The organism is Streptomyces purpurogeneiscleroticus (genome assembly GCF_020024005.1).
Lineage (GTDB): Bacteria > Actinomycetota > Actinomycetes > Streptomycetales > Streptomycetaceae > Streptomyces > Streptomyces purpurogeneiscleroticus.
This window is the reverse complement of record NZ_NHSG01000351.1, coordinates 1-4,477: the sequence shown is the minus strand read 5'-3', so window position 1 is coordinate 4,477 and position 4,477 is coordinate 1. Positions and strand designations below refer to the sequence as shown.

The following is a 4,477-nucleotide window of genomic DNA, read 5'->3' as shown; positions in this document are numbered from 1 at the left end:
GGCGTTGACTTTTGGCACGCTGTTGAGTTCTCAAGGAACGGACGCTTCCTTTGTACTCACCCTCGCGGGCTTTCCTCCGGGCGCTTCCCTTCGGTCTTGCGTTTCCGACTCTATCAGATCCTTGCGGCTCCGATTTTCGCCGGTGCGTTTCCGCCTTTCGGCTTCTTCGCGGTTCCAACCTTACCAGATCCTTTTCGGTGATCCGGCCCCCTGCTGGAGCGGGGTTGCTTTCCGGTCCGGCCCTTTCGAGCTTTCCCTTTCAGCGGCTCCGACTCTATCAGATCCTTTTTCGCTTCCCGCTTCGTGAAGCGGTCTTTCGAATGGGGTTCCGATCCCTGTCGGGAGGGCCCGCCGCGTCAGCGGCAGAATTTCTCTGTCGCGTTTCCGGCGTGTCCACTACTTTAGCGGTTTCCGCTGCCGGTTCATAATCGAGCCGGTCGGTTGAATTTCGGCATGCCGAAATTGTTCCCGAAGGAAGGCCGTGCAGTAATGGGGTGCCGCCGGTGCGGCGTGAGTGGCTGCCGCAAAACCGTTACGGCTGTGTGGCAACTCGGAGAACACTACGGATCGGGGTGGGCCGTGTCAACCGGCCCCTGACCCGTCCGGGGACGCCGTGACCCTCGGGGTCAGTCGAGGTCGGTGAGACGGCCCTCCGCGTCGGGCTGGGCGTCCTCCACGCGGCGCAGCAGTCGCGTCAGTACATCGCCCAGAAGCCCTCGTTCGCGTGAATCGAGGTCCTGTAGCAGGTCCTCTTCGAACACGGACGCGAGGCGCATGGCCTCCAGCCACTTCTCGCGCCCCTCGGCGGTGAGCTCGACGATGACACGGACGCGATTGTTCTCATCGCGCTCGCGGTTGACGAGCCCTTCGCTCGCCATGCGGTCGATGCGGTGCGTCATGGCGGCCGGCGTGAGGCCCAGCCGCTTGGCGAGCTCGCCGGGGCCGAGGCGGTAGGGCGCTCCGGAGACGACGAGGGCCTTCAGTACTTCCCACTCGGCGTTGCTTATCCCCAGCGTGGCGGTCTGCCGGCCGTAGGCGACGTTCATCCGGCGGTTGAGGCGCTGCAGTGCGGAGACGACCTTCTCCACCTGGGGGTCCAGGTCCTGGAACTCGCGCTGGTAGGCCGCGATCTGTTCCTCGAGGCTCGGCTCTGCCGGGCGGGGGACCGCGTCTGAGGGCTCTGACATGCGGCGCAGTATGACACGTAACTCATTGGCGTTGAAGTCCTTGGTCATGTACTCTTTAGCTTCGAACTTTAGAGTTGAAGTCTTCAGCTTAAGACTGTCTGGTTTTGACCGGACACGTCGCAAAGCTCCTTATCTTCCTCTGGAGTCACAGTGCTGGGGGGCACCAGGTCTGCTCCGGGGGGTCGGGATTCCCGCGTGCGCCTCGCTCCGCCCTGCACACACACGCGCAGCAATGCGCACGCACGTACGTATCTGACGACCCTCTCGACCTAGGTAGGTGAGTGTGACCACCGCAATGGGCGCCGCGCTGCGCCGGATCCAGCTGGGCAACGCGCTGAGCGCGTTCGGCAACGGCTTCACGGTTCCGTATCTGTACGTCTACGTGGCGAAGGTGCGTGATCTTGGAGCGAGTACGGCAGGCATCGTGCTCGCGATGCTGGCCGCTGCCGCGCTCTTCGTCCTGCCCTTCACCGGTCGTGCCATCGACCGGCGGGGTCCGCTGCCGGTGGCCGTGGTGGGCACGTTCGCCGCCGCGCTCGGCTCGCTGGGCCTGGGGCTCTCCGACAGTGAGCCGCTGGTCATCGCCTCGGCGGTGTCGCTCGGCGCGGGTATAGCGGTCATCCAGCCGGCGCTGGCGACGATGATCGTCTGGTGCTCGACGACCGTGACGCGGTCGCGCGCCTTCGCCACCCAGTTCTTCCTGAACAACCTGGGGCTGGGCATAGGCGGCCTCATCGGCGGCATGCTCGTGAACGAGAACGACCCGGCGAGCTTCGTACGGCTTTTCGCCATCGAGGCCGTGATGTTCCTGGTGCTCGGCGCGGCCGTGGCGACCGTACGGCTGCCGAAGGTGCCCAAGGTCGAGGATGCGGTACCGGTCGAGGAGCGGGCCGAAGGCGCCTGGCGGGCGCTGCTCGCCGACCGGCGGATGATGTGGCTGTGCGCGCTCGGGTTCGTGCTGTTCTTCGCCTGCTACGGGCAGTTCGAGTCGGGCCTCGCCGCGTATGCGACCGAGGTCACCCGCGTCCAGCCGTCGACGATGGGCATCGCGCTGGCGGCCAACACCGCTGCCATCGTGCTGGCGCAGTTCGTCGTGCTGAAGCTGGTCGAGCGGCGGCGCCGCAGCCGGGTCATCGCGGTGGTCGGGCTCATATGGACGGTGGCCTGGGTCGCGGCGGGCCTGTCCGGTCTGGTGCACGGCGCGCAGGCGCTGGCCACGGGGCTGCTGATCTCCACGTACATGCTGTTCGGCGTGGGCGAGTCACTGCTGTCGCCGACGGTGCAGCCGCTGGTGGCGGACCTGGCGCCGAGCCGGCTGATCGGTCAGTACAACTCGGTGTTCGCCCTGGTGAAGCAGCTGGCGCTGGCGGTCGGGCCGGCCGTGGGCGCGCTGATGGTGGGGCACGGGGCGGCTGCCGCGTACATCGTGATGCTGATCCTGTGCGCGCTCGGGGTCTCGGCGCTGGGCCTGCGGCTGGGCCGCTTGCTCACCGCGGCCCAGGACAACCCGCAGGCCGTGGCCGCGCCGGCGGAGGCAGCGGCAGAGGCTCCGGCGCGCGACGAGGTGGCCTGCGTGGCGTGAGCCGCGTGACCGGCCGAGGCCGGGTCCGTACATCCGTACGGGCCCGGCCTCTTTCTTGTACGCGGGGTCTCGGGCTCTTTCTTGTCCGCGGGGTCTCAGGCCGGTCGGCTACTCGCGGGGCAGCGCGAACTCGCACCAGACCGCCTTGCCGCCGCCCGGTGTGCGGCGCGAGCCCCAGTTCGAGGCGATGGTGGCGATGATGGAGATACCGCGGCCCGCCTCGTCGACCGGCTCGGCGCGGCGGCGGCGCGGCAGGTGGTCGTCGCCGTCGGTGACCTCGACGATCAGGCGGCGGTCCGTCCGCCGCAGCCGCAGCCGCATGGGCGGCGTCCCGTGCTGGAGCGAGTTGGCGACCAGCTCGCTCGCGGCCAGGACGCCGAGGTCGTGCAGCTCCGGGGAGAAGCGCCAGGAGGCGAGGACACCGGAGGCGAAGGCGCGGGCGCGCGGCGCCGCCTCCGTACCGCCGTGCAGTTCCAGTGCGGCGTTGTGGAAGAGCTCGGCCTCGGGGCCGGTGCGGTCCGGGTGCTGGAGGACCAGGACGGCGACGTCGTCGTCGTGGTCGTTGGAGATGCCGAGGGCGCGCAGCAGGCGGTCGCAGATGATGTCGGGCGCGCCGGTGGCGCCGGCGACGGCGTGCTCCAGTGCGGCGATGCCCTCGTCGATGTCCTTGTCGCGGCGCTCGACGAGACCGTCCGTATAGAGGACGGCGGTGGAGCCGGGGCCGAGCTGAACGCTGCCGGAGGTGTGCAGCCAGCCGCCGGTGCCGAGCGGCGGGCCGGTCGGTTCCTCGGCGCGGTGCACGGTGCCGTCCTGGTTGCGCACGAGGATGGGCAGGTGGCCGGCCGAGGCATAGACCAGCCGGCCTTCGTTGGGGTCGTGCACGGCGTACACGCAGGTGGCGATCTGGCTCGCGTCGATCTCCGCGGCGAGCCCGTCCAGGAGCTGCAGGACCTCGTGCGGCGGGAGGTCGAGCCGGGCGTAGGCGCGGACGGCCGTGCGGAGCTGGCCCATGACGGCGGCGGCGCGCACGCCGCGGCCCATCACGTCGCCGATGACCAGGGCGGTGCGCCCGGCGCCGAGGGTGATCACGTCGTACCAGTCGCCGCCGACCGCGGCGTCCGTGCCGCCGGGGTGGTAGATCGCGGCGACCCGGAGGTCGTCGGGCTGCTCCAGCTCCTGGGGGAGCAGGGAGCGCTGGAGGGTGACGGCGGCCTCGCGCTGGCGGCGTTCGGCGGCGCGCAGCCGCTCGGCGGCCTCGACCTGGTCGGTGACGTCGGCGGCGAAGACGAGGACGCCCTTGTGCGGCGCCACGCAGGCGATCTCGGGATCCGGGGCCGGGGTGCTGGCGGCGGCGACCTCGATGGGCGTGCAGGTGAAGGTGTAGTAGCCGTCGCGGCTGAGGTCGGAGCCGGCGCCGCCGGGGACCTTGCGCGCCTTGACCGTGCGCGGCTTACGGCTGCGCAGTACCTGGTCCATCAGCGGCAGCAGCCCCAGCTCGGCGAGCTCCGGCAGGGCTTCCCGGGCGGTCCCGCCCGGCGGGCGTTCCCCGAAGACCTTGGCGTACGCGCCGTTGACGTACGCGATGCGGTGCTCGGGGCCGTAGACGACGGCGACCAGGGCGGGGATCGTGCCGAGGATCTCGTGGGCGGAGAGCACGTCGACGGTGGGCGGCTGCGCACCGGACGGGCCGACGTGCGCTGTGCCCGAG

Annotated in this window: 3 protein-coding genes; 1 reads left to right on the top strand and 2 read right to left on the bottom strand. The window is 70.0% G+C overall.

What is annotated here, in order from left to right:
* Positions 1-626: 626 nt before the first annotated feature.
* On the bottom strand, positions 627-1,187 hold the full coding sequence (locus CCS38_RS23860) for a MarR family winged helix-turn-helix transcriptional regulator (RefSeq protein WP_223735341.1): 561 nt from the start codon (positions 1,185-1,187) through the stop codon (positions 627-629).
* Between the two features lie 283 nt (positions 1,188-1,470).
* Here CCS38_RS23860 and CCS38_RS23855 point away from each other — a divergent pair, with 283 nt between their 5' ends.
* Positions 1,471-2,769, top strand: a complete 1,299-nt coding sequence (locus tag CCS38_RS23855) for an MFS transporter (protein ID WP_223735340.1) — start codon at positions 1,471-1,473, stop codon at positions 2,767-2,769.
* 108 nt (positions 2,770-2,877) lie between these two features.
* Here CCS38_RS23855 and CCS38_RS23850 read toward each other — a convergent pair.
* Positions 2,878-4,477: ATP-binding SpoIIE family protein phosphatase (locus tag CCS38_RS23850; protein WP_223735339.1), on the bottom strand; the 1,600-nt coding region annotated here is incomplete at its 5' end.

What these genes read in the sequence shown, in the direction of transcription:
- CCS38_RS23860 (WP_223735341.1), bottom strand. Translation starts at nt 1,187, where the DNA reads ATGTCAGAGCCCTCAGACGCGGTCCCCCGCCCGGCAGAGCCGAGCCTC.